Origin of the sequence: Streptomyces sp. MMG1533 (assembly GCF_001279775.1) — a bacterium.
GTDB lineage: Bacteria > Actinomycetota > Actinomycetes > Streptomycetales > Streptomycetaceae > Streptomyces.
Genome location: NZ_LGDG01000268.1, coordinates 29,904 through 44,474 on the forward strand (window position 1 = coordinate 29,904; position 14,571 = coordinate 44,474).

Consider the following 14,571-nt stretch of genomic DNA (forward strand, 5'->3'; position numbering starts at 1 on the left):
TCACGACGTTGACCTCCGCATTTTCGAGCCGGACAGGCTCGGCCGAGCGATGTTTCGGCAAGATTAGGAGCGCGTGAACGGGGTGCCGGTGACGGCGGAGTGATCCCCGGTGACAGCGCCGTCACCCAGCAGACGTCCCGTCCGGCTCGCCGACCGGATCGCTGTCCCGGGCGTCCACCGGCAGATCCGGCATCAGATAGCCGACCCCGCGCAGCGTGTGGATGTACGCCGAGCCGCCCGGGACCCCCGCCAGCCGCGAGCGCAGCCGGTACACGGTGGACTTGACCACGTCCCGTCCGCCCAGCAGGTCCGTGGTACCCCATACCTCCCGCAGCAGGTCCTGCCAGGACTGCGGCACACCCCGCCGGGAGGCCAGCTGGGTGAGCAGTTTGAACTCCGTGAACGGCAGGTCAAGCCGGTGCCGCCCCAGGGTCGCCGACTGCGCGACCGGGTCGATCACCAGCCGGCCGACGCGCACCGCCGCGCCGCTGCCCCGGCGGTGGCGGCGCACGAGTGCCTGGGCGCGCAGCGCCACCTCACGGGGATGGAACGGCTTGGTCACGTAGTCGTCCGCGCCGTTCTCCAGGCCGACGATGACGTCTTCGTGCTGGGACAGCGCGGTGAGCAGCATGACCGGCACGTCCGACCGGGCCCGGATGCGTCCGCACAGCGTGATCCCGTCCATCGCCGGCATCATCACGTCCAGCACGACCAGGTCGACGGCCCGGGTCCGCAGCAGGTTCAGCGCCGTGGCGCCGTCATGTGCGGTGAGCACGGTGAATCCCTGCGTCTGCAGGGCGTACTCGATGATGATCGTCATCTGCGGCTCGTCGTCGACCACCAGCGCGGTGGGCCCGCCCGCCGAGTCCGCCGGAGCCGTCATGACGCATCGGGCAGGGTCAGCAGGAACGTCGTCCCGCGGGTGGACGCGGTGTGCACCATGATTTCCCCTCCGTGCAACTCCACGACGGTCTTCGTGATCACGAGACCGAGACCGGTCCCGTCAGCCAGGGGCCGCCCGGTGGCGAAGCGTTGAAACAGCCGGTGCCGCTCGGCCCGCGTCATGCCGGCGCCGTCGTCGGTGACGTACACGGCGACTCCGGTGTCTATGAGCGCGACCCGGACGTCGATACTGCCACCCGTGGTGGTGAACCGGCTCGCGTTCGACAAGAGGTTCGTCAGCGCCTGCGTCAGCAGCATCGGGTCCGCCGGGATCCGCGGCATCACCTGCGGCACGTCCAGGCTGATTCGCTGCCCGCGCTGAGCGCACAGCGGCCGCATCGCGGTGACGACGTCTCGCGCCACCACCGACACGTCCACCTTCTCCATACGGGGTGTGAACAGGCCCGCCTCGATCTTCGCCTGGATCAGCAGGCTCTCGCACAGGCCGATGACCTGCGTGGACTGATGGTCCGCGACCTGCAGCAACCGCTCCTGCGCCGCTGTCAGCGGGCCCGGGGTCCCTTCCCGCAGCAGATCCACCGCACCCTTGATCATGCTGAGGGGCGTGCGCAGCTCATGACTGAGCGCGGTCACCTGTTCCGCCCGGCGCTCCACCAGCTGTTCCAACTGGGCCAGCTGAGCCACCCCGGACGCGGCGGTGCGGCGCATGCGTATGAGCGTCAGCAGCGCGGCGGCACCCGCACCGGCCAATGCCGCCGCCGGCAGCCACCAGACGGTGACCATGACACGTCCTCCTCAGGACCTCCGCCGCACGTGGGGCGGGGTCCCGTGCATTGTGCACGGCATCGGCGCCGGGACAAAGGGGTCTCCACGGAGAACCGAAAGACCATGGGGGCCGGTCCGGGTGTCGTCTTCGGACCCGCGCCCGGGAAGGCCCGGCGTGATCGACCTCAGGCAGTAGAACTCGCGAAAGCACAGCGGGAGCCCGAGCCTCACACCGGCATGACGGCGTTGCCCCACGCCATGGCGCCGGTCCGGTGGGCCGAGCGCATGTCGCGTCCGCCCCGACTGGCCAACGAGCTGGACCGTTTTCGGTACGGGCCGTTTACCCGGCGCCCAACTCGGGCCGCCGCAGCAGACCAGCGGTCCAGACGCTGCACAGCACCCCAGTGGCCGACAGCCACACACCGCACCGACCTCGTCATCGGCAGCCAGAGCGGCGTAAGCGCAGGTCCCCAGGCAACCCTTTTCGATTACCTGCGTCCCATCAGCGTCCCGACTGCGGCGTCCAGCCACCCGTGCAGCCCGTCTGCAGCGGCTCGCGCCAGCAGTGGGCTTAGACGTCTGTGCCGGTCAGAGCGCCCCCAACATCCCTCCGCGACAAAAGCGTTGAACTCGCAAGCAGCGGATTCAGTCCGTTGGCCCAAAGTCCTGAATCCGCGCCCCTGCTGAGACGTTTCCGCAGGTCACAGGCGTGCATGGTGGGGCGGGTGGGACTCGAACCCACGGCCGACGGATTATGAGTCCTTTGAGGATCTTGGCGGTCCTTGCATTTCTAAGCCGATCCGTGGCGTTTTTGCAGGTCAGATGGGGTGACCTGTGTCGACAACCCTTGGCCTTTGTCAGTCTGTTCCTGTCCTTGCGTCCCCAATGCGTCCCCAACTCCGTCGCACGGCAAAAATGGCACGGGGCCAACATGCGATCGCGCCAGCTCGGAGGGGGATTTCGACCCTGCCCGCAGCGGATTCCCCTTCCATCGCACAGCAGCTCCCACCCAACCTCGGGACGGACCTCCAGCGGCCGTGGCTGCAGGTAGCCCTGCCGTACGCAGGGGCCCAAACCTTGCGATGCGGGGAGCAGGGCCGAGGTGCTCCCACATTGCGTCCGCGTGGCCGTCAAGGCCGAGCAGTGCCACCAGGCGTGAGTGGCGCTGACATGTTTGGCGACGGCAGCCGATCGGTGGCTCCGGCGCCTGCCGAGCAGTTGCGGCTCAGCCGCGTGGTCCTGCGCCGTGCAGGAGGGTGTCGATGACGAGCGTGGCCAGTGCGTCCGGGTCCTGCGCGGCAGGGTCCTGCTCCGCGCCGGGCCTGTTGATGGCTTCGCTGAGGAGGGCGTAGTACACCTGCCGCGTCCACTCCAGGTCTGCGTCCGGGGCGAGTAGCCCCTCGCGCTGCGCCCGGTTCATGAGATCGACGGTGTGGGTGTTGATCTCGCCCCAGAGGACGGCTGCGGCGGGTGTGTGAGCGGTGGCGTGGCTGAGGGTGAAGCGCCAGGTGTTCTTGACCCGTAGGACGTTCGCCGTCACTCGATGCAGCGCCACGAGTGCGGGAGCGGCGTCCGGCCGGGCTTCCTCGATGGCGTCGATGAGCTGCTGCTTGGCGGAGACGGCGAGCGCCTCCAGGAGGGCCTGCCGGTTCGCGAAGCGGCGGTGAACGGTGATCCTGGTCAGTCCCGCCGCCTCGGCGACCTGTTCCATGGAGGCGCCGGCGTCCTGGGCGAAGACCTGCTCGGCCGCCTCCAGAATCGCGCGCACACTGCGCTCGGCATCTGCCCGCAGTGCTCGGCCCATGTCTGTCTCCTGTCTGGTTCGCTACCCGGTCCCTTGTAGAGGATACGGGAACGCTACGGGTATCTCATTAATTGATTCTCTGATGTTGCAACTCTGGCGATAGTTGATACCTTAGTGACACCGTTAAGGGATCGCGCCGCACCGACGGAGCGGGCATCTGCACGACCGTCGCGCACGACCGGTATCCCGTCTCCCCTGCCGGAGGAGACATCCGAGCCCGACTCAAGGAATTGGCATGCCTACAACGAAGCTACGCACCCGTGTCTCCCGACGCACCGCAGTGGCGCTGGCCACCCTGTCGGTCGTCGCCGCCGTCGCCGGCGCCGCGCCGAGTGTGGCGAGCGCAGTGAGCGACAGCTCCAGCGTCACCCGTCACGCGGCCGTACAGACGCAGAGCCCCCAGAGCGCCGCCACCGCCCCCAACCTGCGCGTCAAGGCCGCCAACGGCGTCACCTACCAGTACCGGCGCTTCGGCAACCCCAGCGCCGGCAGCGTGCCCCTGATCTTCCTCCAGCACTACCGCGGCACCCTCGACAACTGGGACCCCAAGCTCATCGACACCATCGCCGCCAAGCGCGAGGTCATCCTCGTGGACAACGTCGGCGTCGGCGGCTCAACCGGCACCACACCCAGCACCATCCAGCAGATGAGCCTGGACGCCATCGACTTCATCGACGCCCTCAAGCTGCCCCGCTACGACCTGTTCGGCTTCTCCCTCGGCGGCCAGGTGGCTCAGGAGGTCGCCCTGCGGCGCCCCTGGCAGGTCCGTCGCGTCGTCCTGGCCGGCACCGGCCCGCAGGGCGGGGTCGACCAGAGGGCGTCCGACCCCAAGGTGCTGGGGAGCGTGTTGGCGGACAACCCCGGCCCTGCCGACCTCCTCTTCCTGTTCTTCAAGAACACCGCATCCAGCCAGGCCGCCGGAACTGAGTTCCTGCAGCGCCTCGGCCAGCGCACCACTGACCACGACGCGCCCGCGAGCCTCCAGACCCGCGACGCGCAGCTCACCGCGATGTCGGAGTGGGGCATCCCGGACAAGTCCAAGCTGGTGCGGCTCAACGCCCTCTTCCAGCCCACGCTGGTCGCAGACGGGGACAGCGACATCCTGATGCCCCCCCAAGAACTCCCACCTGTTGGCCAAGCACCTCCCCAACGCCCAGCTCAGCATCTACCCGAACGCCGGCCACGGGTTCCTCTTCCAGTACGCCGCCAAGTTCGGCGCCGAGGTGAACACCTTCCTCGACCACTGACAACCCATCAATCCATCACCGCGAGACGGTCACCGACACCGCACACGGTGACGGCCGATCAACACACCTGCCCCGCCGGAGCCCCGTCCGGCGGGGCAGAGCCACGCAGAGAGTCCCGCCGGCGCCCTCGCAGCCCTCCGCGTCACGACTGCGCACCCCAGACCATTCGCTCACATCTGCGCCGCCATCGAAGCCATGGGCCCAATGGGCGACTGAGGCGCCCCGCGGCCGGCGGCGCGTGCTGGCCACGAAAGGGTCGGTGCGTCGTCCTGGCCGTCACGGCGACGGCCTGCGTGTCCGCCCGGCCCAACACGTCGTTGCAGCTCAGCCCGCCGTCCGCAGGTCTGCTTCATGGAGCCGGCGGCACCTTGGAACGACCCCTGCCCGGCAGCGTCAGCCCATCCGTTGACCCTCCGTAGAGGATACGTTGACGCCACGGATAACCGATTAATTGATGCTCTGCTGTTGCCACTACAGGTAAATCTGATACATTGGTGAAACCGATTGAGGGGACGTCGGAAGCGATCCCCTACACGGCAAGACACACGCGATCCCCTGAGTCAGGAGTCCGAAATGGCAACGACGACACGACCGGTAGCCCTCATCACGGGTGCGTCCTCCGGCATCGGAAAGGCAGCCGCGCTCGCGCTGGCCGCGGCGGGCTACGACGTGGTCGGCACCAGCCGCAACACCGTGCACGTCACCCCTGTGAAGGGCGTGACCTTCCTCGACCTGGACGTGACCAGCGACGATTCGGTGACCACTGCGGTCGGCGAGGTGATCGACCGGTTCGGGCGGATCGACGTCCTGGTCAACAACGCGGGTATCGGCTCGGCGGGCGCCGCCGAGGAAAGCTCCGCCGCGCAGGCGCAGGGCCTCTTCGACATCAACGTCTTCGGCGTCATCCGCATGACGAACGCCGTCCTGCCGCACATGCGCGCCCAGCGCAGCGGACGGATCATCAACATCTCGTCCATCGTCGGGTTCATCCCGCAGCCCTACATGGCGGTCTACGCCGCCTCCAAGCACGCCGTCGAAGGCTACTCGGAGTCCGTCGACCACGAGGTACGCGAGTACGGCGTACGGTCCTTGCTCGTCGAACCCGCCTGGACCAACACCGCGATCGAAGCGGCCACCGTGCGGCCCGACCAGCCCCTGGACGTCTACGCCAAGCGGCGGCTCGCCTTCGAGGAGTACATGGCCGGCGCGGTCAAGGGCGGCGACGACCCCGCCGTCGTCGCCAAGGAGATCGTCGCGGCGGCCACCGACGCCAAGCCCAAGCTGCGCTACACCGCCGGCGCCATGACCGGACGCGTCCGCACCATGCGCCGCATGGTCCCCTCCCGCATGTTCGACCAGCAGCTGCGCAAGCTCAACCACCTGCCCGCCTGACGACTCCCAGAAGACCTCCACGACACATCGACAGGAAAGCGAACCCCGCCATGAGCACATACATTGCAGACGCGGCCGAGGACCTCACCGTGGAAGGACCCTCCGCGACGTTCACCTACCGGCGCATCGGCCCGCGGGGCGGTATCCCGCTGGTCCTGCTGAACCGGGTCCGCGGGACCCTCGACTGGTGGGACCCGGAGTTCCTGGACCACCTCGCCGCCGGCCATGACGTGATCGTGTTCGACAACGTCGGCACCGGCTACACCACCGGCACCCCGCGCGACTCGGTCGAGGGGATGGCCAACGGCACCGTCGAGTTCATCGAGGCCCTCGGCCTGCCGCAGGTGGACCTGCTCGGCTGGACCCTGGGCGGCACCACCGCCCAGCACATCGCCCGCCTTCGGCCCGACCTGGTGCGCAAGCTGGTCGTGGCGGCCGCCAACCCCGGCGGCACGGTGCCCGGCGCCCCCGACCCGGACCCGAAGGTGCGGGCCACCATGACCAAGCCCGAGAACACCGGGGACGACCTGGTCTTCCTGTTCTTCCCCGAGACGGACACCGGACGCGCCGCCGGGTACGAACACCTCGCCAGGGTGGCCACCCGGCTGGCCACCGGACGCCCCGACGTGTCCGAGGCCGCGGCCATGGGCCAGATCGCCGCGATCCAGAAGGACGCGTCGATCCCCTTCGAGCAGGTGCGCGCGGACCTGGCAACCATCCGGCAGCCCGTTCTGTACGCCACCGGCATCAAGGACGCGATGATCCCCGCCCTGGCGTCCTACACCGCCGTCCAGTACGTCCCCGACGCCACCCTCGTCGCCTACAGCGACGCCGGGCACGCCTTCCTCTTCCAACACGCCGAGGACTTCGCCGGCCAGGTGAGCGCCTTCCTCGCCGACTGACCGTTCACACGGACACCGGCCCCACAGGAGGCACGACAAAGTCGGGACGCCTCCCGCACCGAGGAGAGTCATCGTGCAGGTGACCAGCGACCCGGCGCGCCGGGAGGTCAGGCCGCTGGAGTTGTTCTTCGACCTGGTCTACGTCTTCGCGATCGGCCAGTTGTCGCACCGGCTCCTCGTACATCCCACCTGGACCGGCGCCGCCCAGGCGCTTGTGCTCTACCTCGCCGTCTATGCGGCGTGGGCGTACACCACCTGGGCGGTCACCCTCGTCCCAGCCGAGAACCCGCGGACCAGGCGGATGCTGCTGGCCGTCATGCTCGCGGGGCTGTTCATGAACGCCGCGATCCCACGAGCCTTCGGCGACGCCGGCTGGGTCTTCGTCGCCACCTTCCTGCTCATTCACATCGGCCGGACCGTATGGCTGCTGACCGTCGGCCTCGACCCGGTTAATCAGGAGCACTTCCTCCGCGTCCTGGTCTGGTTCGTCGGGGCCGCACCTCTGTGGCTGATCGGCGCGGCAGTCGACGGCGGCGCGCGGCTGACCTGGTGGGCCGCGGCGATCCTGGTCGAGCTGGCCGGCACCTGGGCGGCGCATCCGCTGCCCGGCCGCAGGCTGGACTCCCGACGATCGGACTCGACCTCGGCGCCCGGACCGCCGAGGAAACAGCGATCTCCATCACCGCGGAGATCATCGCCCCCACCCACCACGGCACCGGCCGGTCCCTGTCCAACGGCACGGGCCCCATCCACCCGGCTCACGACCGCCCCCTCGCAACAGAGGCCCCCCACTTCCTCAACGCCTGACCTACATCCACGCACGGAGAAGACCCTGCGAGCGTCCCTCACGGTAGTAACCCGGCGTGGTGCTTCGTTCCGGCGTCACGAAGCCATGGGCTGCGAGGGGCGACGCCGGTACCGTGGTCGAACGGATCATCGGACATACCGGGCCGTTTTCTGTTCGGGCAGTTTCCGCCCAACGCACACCAGCCCCTCAAGCCCCTCTACCGACGCGATCGGGCTCGACGGTGCGGCCGAACTCGGTCAGCAGTCCCGTACGGAAGCTCCCCGGGCGGCCGGACAGAGGGCCCGCGGACGGTGGCCAGCAGACACCACCGAAACCCTGCGTCCCCAACACGTCCCCAGGATCACGAAATGAAGCCGAGAGGATGCTGCCAGCTCGCCGGTACAGTTCCTGATCATCAGCATTTCCGCAGGTCAGCGCGGTGTCTGCTCGGCGAGGGAGTAAGAGCCTCGCCCCGCTCAGAAGTCGCGAGCAGCGGATTCAGTCCGTTCAGGCAAAGTTGACGCTCCGCCAGCCAAAAAAGAACGTTTCCGCAGGTCAGAGACCTGCGGAAGTGGGGCGGGTGGGACTCGAACCCACGGCCGACGGATTATGAGTCCGCTGCTCTAACCGGCTGAGCTACCGCCCCATAGCGGCGTGTCGCGTACATGTGTGCGCGCCGTCTGCCGCAGCATAGCCGCTCATACGATCTCCTGCTTCGGATGGTCGACTTCGCACGGGGTCCACGATCTCGAGGACCGCGCTGCGTCGCGCCCGGTTCCCCGGGACATGAAAAAGGACCCCTACGGGGCCCTCGTTCAGCATGCTCCCCCGACTGGACTCGAACCAGTAACCTGCCGGTTAACAGCCGGCTGCTCTGCCAATTGAGCTACGGAGGACCGAGCTCCCCCGACTGGACTCGAACCAGTAACCTGCCGGTTAACAGCCGGCTGCTCTGCCAATTGAGCTACGGAGGAATGCCTCGTTGCATCGAACGTACCTACCTGGGTATTCGCCAGGGGGCGGGCGCTCGCTGCGACACATACATTAGCGCAAGCAGGGGGGTGCTCCGCCAATCGGTTCCCCCCTGGCACCGATGCCGCGCCGGAGACCTACACGAGGGAAGGGTGGCCGTCATGCGCTACCGGCTCACGTTCGTCGGCGGACTCGCTCTGGGTTACGTGCTGGGCACGAAGGCCGGACGCGAGCGCTACGAGCAGTTGAAGAAGTCCGCGCGCCAGGTCGCGCAGAACCCCGCCGTCCGCAACACCGCCGAGACCGCGGCGCAGCAGGGCCGCCAGTTCGCGGGCAAGGCGTACCACGCGGTGAGCGAGAAGGTGGGCGATCGGGTCCCCGATTCGGTGGCTCAGCGGGTGCGGTCCCTGCGCGAGCGCAACGCGAACGGCAGCGCCGGTGAGGACGACTGGGGCACCAGTAACACGTAGGGGCCGCCGAGCCGACACAGTCACCCCCCGCAGTACGGCAGAATTTTGGCCATGGGGATAGTCGCCGGGTTGGACAGTGCGCCCGAATTCACTCGTATCGTCGTCTGCGACACGGACACGGGTGCCGTGCTCAGGCAGGGCTATGCGCCGCATCCGGTGGAGAACGCCGAGAGCGGGCGGCCTTCCGATGTCGATCCGCAGGCCTGGCTGCTGTCCCTCGGTGAGGCCGCCGGCGGCGGGCTGCTGGAGGGCGTGCAGGCCATCGGCGTGTCCGCGCAGCAGAACGCGGTGGTGCCGCTGGACTCCCAGGGCAACACGGTGCGGCCGGCGATGGTCGGCGGGGACAAGCGGGCGCAGGTCGCGGCGGCCGATCTGGTCGACGCGCTCGGCGGGCGCGAGGCGTGGGCGCAGGCCGTGGGCAGTGTGCCGCAGGCCGCGCAGCCGGTGGCCAAGCTGCGCTGGCTCGCCAAGACCGAACCCGAGGCCGCCCAGCGCACCGCCGTCCTCCTACAGGCGCACGACTGGCTGGTGTGGCAGCTGCTCGGACGGCCGGTGAGAAGGACCACCGATCGCGGTGGGGCTTCCGGGACCGGGTACTGGTCTGCCGCCACCGGCGGCTACCGGCCCGATCTCGTCGAGCTGGCGCTCGGCCACCAGGTCATGCTGCCCGAGGTGATCGGGCCCTCCGACGCGGCCGGTACGACTCCGGAGGGGCTGCTGATCTCCGCCGGGACCGGCGAGACGATGTCCGCCGCCTTCGGCCTGGGGCTCGGGCTGGGCGATGCGGTGGTGTCGCTCGGGGCCTCCGGGTCCGTGATGGCCGTGCACCCCGAGGCGCTCGTCGACCAGAGCGGGATGATCACGTCCCTGGCGGACGCGACCGGCATGCACCTGCCGGTCGTCACGACGCTGAACGCCGTACGGACCCTGCGCGGCGCCGCCGAGATGCTGGGGCTGGCCGATCTGGAGAGCCTTTCCGAGCTGGCCATGAAGTCGACGCCGGGGGCGCACGGGCTGGTGCTGCTGCCCTATCTGGAGGGTGAGCGGACGCCGAACCTGCCGCACACCGCCGGGACGCTGGCGGGTCTGAGGCGGGAGTCGATGAAGCCGGAGCATCTGGCGCGGGCCGCGTTCGAGGGCATGCTGTGCGGGCTCGCGGACGCGCTCGACGTGATGCGCGGCCGGGGGGTCGAGGTGCGGCGCGTCTTCCTGCTGGGGGCGGCGGCCGAGTTGCCCGCCGTGCAGGCGGCGGCGCCCGCGCTGTTCGGCGCGCAGGTCGTCGTACCGCAGCCGGCGGACTACGCGGCGATCGGCGCGGCCCGGCAGGCCGCCTGGGCGCTCGGCGTGTCGCAGGGGAGTCTCGACCCGCGCACCCCGCCGGCCTGGCAGGGAGCGGCGGCGCAGGTGCTTGAGCCCGGTGAGGAGCTGGCGGTGGGGCAGGCCGTACGGCAGCAGTTCGTGTCGGTGCGGGAGCAGACGCATCCGGGGGCGTTCCGGGCATAGCGGAAGGTAAGAGTCCGGTAGGAGGCGCACCCGGAAGGCCGTACGAAGCACTGCTGTCGGCTTAATCGGTTGAGGTAACACGGGTGGAGTGTCCGACGATAGGGGCCAGGGGCAACCAACCCCGCCCCCACCGCCGACTCCGAGAGACCAAGCGTGCTCATACGACTTCTGCGGACCTATCTCAGGCCCTACAAGAAACCCATCACCCTTCTGGTGCTGCTGCAGTTCCTGCAGACCTGCGCCACTCTCTACCTGCCCACGCTGAACGCGGACATCATCGACAGCGGCGTCGTGAAGGGGGACACCGGCTACATCCTCTCGTTCGGCGCCGTGATGATCGGCATCTCGCTGGTGCAGGTCGTGTGCAACGTCGGTGCCGTGTACTACGGCGCGAAAACCGCGTCGGCGCTCGGCCGGGACCTGCGGGCCGCCGTCTTCGACCGGGTGCAGTCCTTCTCGGCGCGTGAGGTCGGCCAGTTCGGCGCGCCCTCGCTGATCACGCGGACGACCAATGACGTGCAGCAGGTCCAGATGCTGGCCCTGATGACGTTCACGCTGATGGTGTCGGCGCCCATCATGTGCGTCGGCGGCATCGTGCTGGCGCTCGGCCTGGACGTGCCGCTGTCCGGGGTGCTGGTCGCGGTGGTGCCGGTGATGGGCATCTGTGTGACGCTCATCGTGCGTGCCCTGCGGCCCCTGTTCCGGTCCATGCAGGTGAAGTTGGACACGGTGAACCGGGTGCTGCGCGAGCAGATCACCGGCAACCGCGTCATCCGCGCGTTCGTCCGGGACGACTACGAGGAGCAGCGGTTCCGGAAGGCCAACGCCGATCTGACCGCCACCGCCCTGGGCGCCGGCAACCTGCTCGCGCTGATGTTCCCGATGGTCATGGCGGTGGTGAACCTGTCGTCGGTCGCGGTGGTGTGGTTCGGGGCACACCGCATCGACGGCGGGGAGATGCAGATCGGCGACCTGACCGCGTTCCTCGCCTATCTGATGCAGATCGTGATGTCCGTGATGATGGCCACCTTCATGTTCATGATGGTGCCGCGCGCGGAGGTGTGCGCCGAGCGCATCGAGGAGGTCCTGGACACCTCCTCCAGCGTGGTCCCGCCGACGGCTCCCGTGCTCGAGCTGCGCCGGCACGGCCATCTGGAGGTCCGCGGGGCGGGCTTCCGCTACCCGGGGGCCGAGGAGCCGGTGCTGAAGTCCATCGACCTGGTGGCCCGGCCCGGCGAGACGACCGCCGTCATCGGTTCGACCGGCAGCGGCAAGTCGACGCTGCTGGGGCTGGTGCCGCGGCTGTTCGACGCGACCGACGGGGAGGTGCTCGTCGACGGCGTGGACGTGGCGACCATCGACCCGGTGCTGCTGGCGAAGACGGTCGGCATGGTGCCGCAACGGCCCTACCTGTTCGCGGGCACGGTCGCCACCAACCTGCGCTACGGCAATCCCGACGCGACCGACGAGGAGCTGTGGCACGCTCTGGAGGTGGCGCAGGCCAAGGACTTCGTCTCCCGGCTGGAGGGCGGGCTCGACGCGCCGATCTCGCAGGGCGGGACGAACGTGTCGGGCGGTCAGCGGCAGCGGCTCGCCATCGCCCGCACCCTGGTGCAGCGGCCGGAGATCTACCTCTTCGACGACTCCTTCTCCGCGCTCGACTACGCGACCGACGCGGCCCTGCGGGCGGCGCTTGCGGACGAGACCGCCGAGGCGACCGTCGTGATCGTCGCCCAGCGGGTGGCGACCATCCGGGAAGCCGACCGGATCGTCGTCCTCGACGAGGGCCGGGTCGTCGGCACCGGCACGCACCACGAGCTGATGGCGGACAACGAGACCTACCGGGAGATCGTGCTCTCCCAGCTGACGGAAGCGGAGGCTGCCTGATGGCGGGGCCTGCAGGGCGGATGATGGCGGGGACCGGCCCCGACCACCACTCGATGGACTTCAAGGGGTCGGGCAGACGCCTCATCGCCCAGTTCAAGCCCGAGCGGCTGACCATCTACGCGCTGCTGTTCTGCGTGACGGTGAGCGTCGCTCTGTCGGTCGTGGGGCCGAAGATCCTCGGCAAGGCCACCGACCTGGTGTTCGCGGGGATCATCGGGCGGCAGATGCCGGCCGGGGAGACCAAGGCGGAGGTCCTGGAGTCCATGCGCGAGCGGGGCGAGGGCTCCGTCGCCGACATGCTCCGCAGCACCGACTTCACCCCCGGCAAGGGCATCGACTTCGGTGCCGTCGGGGAGGTGCTGCTGCTCGCGCTGACCGTGTTCGTCGTGGCCGGTCTGCTGATGCTGGCGGCCACCCGGCTGGTGAACCGGACGGTCAACCGGACGATGTACCGGATGCGCGAGGACGTGCAGACGAAGCTGTCGCGGCTGCCGCTGTCGTACTTCGACAAGCGACAGCGCGGCGAGGTGCTGTCCCGGGCCACCAACGACATCGACAACATCGGGCAGACCCTCCAGCAGTCGATGGGCCAGCTCATCAACTCCCTGCTCACCATCATCGGTGTGCTCGTGATGATGTTCTGGGTGTCCTGGCTGCTGGCGCTGGTCGCGCTCGTCACCGTGCCGCTGTCGTTCGTCGTCGCCACCCGCGTCGGCAAGCGGTCGCAGCCGCACTTCGTGCAGCAGTGGCGCTCCACCGGCAAACTCAACGCGCACGTCGAGGAGATGTACACCGGGCACAGCCTGGTGAAGGTGTTCGGCCGTCAGCGGGAGTCGGCGCAGCAGTTCGCCGAGCAGAACGAGGCGCTGTACGAGGCCGGTTTCAAGGCGCAGTTCAACAGCGGGATCATGCAGCCGCTGATGATGTTCGTGTCGAACCTGACGTACGTCCTGGTCGCGGTCATCGGCGGGCTGCGGGTGGCGGCCGGTGCGCTGTCCATCGGCGATGTGCAGGCCTTCATCCAGTACTCGCGGCAGTTCTCGATGCCGCTGACGCAGGTCGCGTCGATGGCGAACCTGGTGCAGTCGGGTGTCGCCTCGGCCGAGCGGATCTTCGAGATCCTGGACGCGGAGGAGCAGGAGGCGGACCCGGTGCCGGGCGTGAAGCCGGAGGAGCTGCGCGGGCGGGTGGCGCTGGAGCACGTGTCGTTCCGGTACGACCCCGAGAAGCCGCTCATCGAGGATCTGTCACTGAAGGTCGAGCCGGGTCACACGGTCGCGATCGTCGGGCCGACGGGAGCCGGCAAGACGACTCTGGTGAACCTGCTCATGCGGTTCTACGAGGTGTCCGGCGGTCGGATCACCCTCGACGGCGTCGACATCGCGTCGATGTCCCGGGACGAACTGCGCTCCGGGATCGGCATGGTGCTCCAGGACACCTGGCTGTTCGGCGGCACGATCGCCGAGAACATCGCGTACGGCGCCTCGCGCGAGGTCACCCGTGGGGAGATCGAGGAGGCGGCGCGCGCGGCCCACGCGGACCGGTTCGTCCGGACGCTGCCCGACGGCTACGACACCGTGATCGACGACGAGGGCAGCGGGGTCAGCGCCGGTGAGAAGCAGCTCATCACCATCGCCCGGGCGTTCCTGTCCGACCCGGTGATACTCGTGCTCGACGAGGCGACGAGTTCGGTGGACACCCGCACCGAGGTGCTGATCCAGAAGGCGATGGCCAAGCTCGCGCACGGGCGTACGTCGTTCGTCATCGCGCACCGGTTGTCGACCATCCGGGACGCGGACACGATCCTGGTGATGGAGAACGGGTCGATCGTCGAACAGGGCGCGCACGCGGATCTGCTGGCGGCCGACGGGGCGTATGCGCGGCTGTACAAGGCGCAGTTCGCGCAGGCGGTGGCCGAGGTGGACTGACCTTTCCTCGC

The 14,571-nt window shown here is 68.9% G+C and carries 11 protein-coding genes and 3 tRNA genes; 8 read left to right on the forward strand and 6 right to left on the reverse strand.

Annotated elements, in window-relative coordinates; all coding sequences use genetic code 11:
• Positions 1-121 precede the first annotated feature (121 nt).
• The 3 genes from ADK57_RS40940 to ADK57_RS40950 form a co-directional block, all read right to left on the reverse strand.
• The gene (locus ADK57_RS40940; protein ID WP_053754815.1) at positions 122-883 is read right to left on the reverse strand and encodes a response regulator transcription factor; all 762 of its coding nucleotides are present in this window, start codon (positions 881-883) and stop codon (positions 122-124) included.
• Positions 880-1,686 carry a sensor histidine kinase gene (locus ADK57_RS40945; protein ID WP_053754816.1) on the reverse strand — a complete coding sequence of 269 codons (807 nt, stop codon included), beginning with the start codon at positions 1,684-1,686 and terminating at the stop codon, positions 880-882. Before ADK57_RS40945 ends, ADK57_RS40940 begins: the two co-directional genes overlap by 4 nt.
• A gap of 1,207 nt (positions 1,687-2,893) precedes the next feature.
• Positions 2,894-3,472, reverse strand: coding sequence for a TetR/AcrR family transcriptional regulator (locus tag ADK57_RS40950; protein WP_053754817.1), 579 nt, complete (start codon positions 3,470-3,472; stop codon positions 2,894-2,896).
• Between the two features lie 235 nt (positions 3,473-3,707).
• Between ADK57_RS40950 and ADK57_RS40955 the strand changes: the two genes are divergently transcribed.
• The 4 genes from ADK57_RS40955 (at position 3,708) to ADK57_RS52685 (ending at position 8,172) form a co-directional block, all read left to right on the forward strand.
• Positions 3,708-5,138, forward strand: coding sequence for an alpha/beta hydrolase (locus tag ADK57_RS40955; protein WP_234390567.1), 1,431 nt, complete (start codon positions 3,708-3,710; stop codon positions 5,136-5,138).
• Positions 5,139-5,292: 154 nt separating this feature from the next.
• Positions 5,293-6,111, forward strand: coding sequence for an oxidoreductase (locus ADK57_RS40960; RefSeq protein ID WP_053754818.1), 819 nt, complete (start codon positions 5,293-5,295; stop codon positions 6,109-6,111).
• Positions 6,112-6,161: 50 nt separating this feature from the next.
• On the forward strand, positions 6,162-7,013 hold the full coding sequence (locus ADK57_RS40965) for an alpha/beta fold hydrolase (protein ID WP_053754819.1): 852 nt from the start codon (positions 6,162-6,164) through the stop codon (positions 7,011-7,013).
• Positions 7,014-7,086: 73 nt separating this feature from the next.
• Positions 7,087-8,172, forward strand: a complete 1,086-nt coding sequence (locus ADK57_RS52685; protein WP_420711965.1) for a low temperature requirement protein A — start codon at positions 7,087-7,089, stop codon at positions 8,170-8,172.
• 200 nt (positions 8,173-8,372) lie between these two features.
• On the opposite strand, the gene ADK57_RS40970 is transcribed toward ADK57_RS52685, so the two are convergent.
• The 3 genes from ADK57_RS40970 to ADK57_RS40980 form a co-directional block, all read right to left on the reverse strand.
• Positions 8,373-8,446 (reverse strand) — tRNA-Ile (locus tag ADK57_RS40970).
• A 177-nt stretch (positions 8,447-8,623) separates the two neighbouring features.
• Positions 8,624-8,696: transfer RNA gene (locus ADK57_RS40975), tRNA-Asn, on the reverse strand.
• A gap of 5 nt (positions 8,697-8,701) precedes the next feature.
• Positions 8,702-8,774: transfer RNA gene (locus ADK57_RS40980), tRNA-Asn, on the reverse strand.
• 159 nt (positions 8,775-8,933) lie between these two features.
• Here ADK57_RS40980 and ADK57_RS40985 point away from each other — a divergent pair.
• The 4 genes from ADK57_RS40985 to ADK57_RS41000 all read left to right on the forward strand — a co-directional run bounded on the left by ADK57_RS40985 (position 8,934) and on the right by ADK57_RS41000 (position 14,560).
• Positions 8,934-9,242, forward strand: a complete 309-nt coding sequence (locus ADK57_RS40985; RefSeq protein WP_053754855.1) for a hypothetical protein — start codon at positions 8,934-8,936, stop codon at positions 9,240-9,242.
• 51 nt (positions 9,243-9,293) lie between these two features.
• Positions 9,294-10,745: a xylulokinase gene (locus ADK57_RS40990; RefSeq protein ID WP_053754820.1), complete on the forward strand. Its 1,452-nt coding sequence runs from the start codon at positions 9,294-9,296 to the stop codon at positions 10,743-10,745.
• A 153-nt stretch (positions 10,746-10,898) separates the two neighbouring features.
• On the forward strand, positions 10,899-12,632 hold the full coding sequence (locus tag ADK57_RS40995) for an ABC transporter ATP-binding protein (RefSeq protein WP_053754821.1): 1,734 nt from the start codon (positions 10,899-10,901) through the stop codon (positions 12,630-12,632).
• Positions 12,632-14,560 carry an ABC transporter ATP-binding protein gene (locus ADK57_RS41000; protein ID WP_053754822.1) on the forward strand — a complete coding sequence of 643 codons (1,929 nt, stop codon included), beginning with the start codon at positions 12,632-12,634 and terminating at the stop codon, positions 14,558-14,560. The genes ADK57_RS40995 and ADK57_RS41000 overlap by 1 nt, the downstream gene beginning before the upstream one ends.
• Positions 14,561-14,571 lie beyond the last annotated feature (11 nt).